Annotated in this window: 1 protein-coding gene and 1 pseudogene; both read left to right on the forward strand. The window is 68.4% G+C overall.

Annotated features, from left to right (window positions below; translation table 11 throughout):
* The first annotated feature begins 277 nt into the window (after positions 1-277).
* Positions 278-616, forward strand: a complete 339-nt coding sequence (locus tag DBR23_RS20050) for a hypothetical protein (RefSeq protein WP_233250604.1) — start codon at positions 278-280, stop codon at positions 614-616.
* 141 nt (positions 617-757) lie between these two features.
* Positions 758-1,163: pseudogene (locus DBR23_RS31250) on the forward strand (GGDEF domain-containing protein); the annotation flags it as partial.

A 1,163-nucleotide genomic window follows, 5' to 3' on the forward strand; every position in this document is an offset into this window, starting at 1 on the left:
GGCCGACCGGGCGCGCGGCGTGTGAGCTGGGGATATGCATCCCGCCAGATTGCTATGTTTTACATAGCACATCAGGCATGATCCACTAGCGCATCGGGCCCAAATCATTCCAAAACTCCTGCGTCACCTGCTGCACTGGCCTCTGCGGGCCCTCACGGGCCTGGGCAGCGGCCTGCTGGCACTGCTGATCCTGTTCGAGGAATGGGGCTGGGAGCCGCTGCAGCGCCTGCTGGCGCGCATCGGCCGCTGGCCGGGGCTGCGCTGGATCGAAGGCTGGGTGCGCTCCCTGCCGCCCTGGGCTGCGGTGGCCTTGTTTGCGTTGCCTACGGCCTTGCTGCTGCCGATCAAGCTGCTGGCGCTCTGGGCCATCGGGCGCGGGCATGTGGTGCTGGGCATGCTCGTCATCGTGCTGGCCAAGGTGGTGGGCACGGCGGTGGTGGCGCGGCTGTTCACCCTCACGCAGCCTGCGCTCATGCAATTGCGCTGGTTTGCCTGGACCCACGCGCACTGGATGCAGCTCAAGCATGCCGTGCTGGAACGTGCCCGCGCCTCGTGGGCCTGGCGCGTGGCGCGGGTGATCCAGCGGCAGTGGAAGAAGCGGTGGCGCCAGCGCTGAGGAGCCCCCCCCCCGGAATCCACCCTGCGCCGCGCTGGCATCTGTCACCTGTCACTTCTTTCGGCCACCATACGGGGGGACGGAGACCACCCGATCTGATCCGCTCCAACAACTGCCATCACACGACCGCCACGCAGCGCCATGGGTTTACAGCTTGACCTCCCTACCGTCCTCCTGCTCTACAAGACCGCCTTGGTCGCCGGCGCGCTGAGCATCTTCCATGTCAGCCGGCATTCCTGCCGTCCGCAAGGGCTCCGGCCGCTGTCGGCGGCCTACCTGCTTCTGGCCGTCGGCGCCGAGTTGGCGGGCCAGGGCGAGTACCAGGTGCTGCCCCAGTGGCTGTGGACCCACACCAGCCTGCTGCTGGGCACGCTGGGCTACACGCTGTTCTGGGCCAGCGTGCGGACCCTGAGCGGGCGCCGGCGGGTTTTGTTGCCTCTCCTGGCGGCAGTGCCGGGCGGCTGGCTGGCGCTGGGCATCGCCACACAATTTCCGCTCGACAACCTGCTGCGCGCGGGCGCCTTCCACCTGACGGCCGCGCTGGCAC

This window comes from Acidovorax sp. HMWF018 (assembly GCF_003061035.1).
In the GTDB taxonomy this organism is placed as follows: domain Bacteria; phylum Pseudomonadota; class Gammaproteobacteria; order Burkholderiales; family Burkholderiaceae_C; genus Acidovorax; species Acidovorax delafieldii.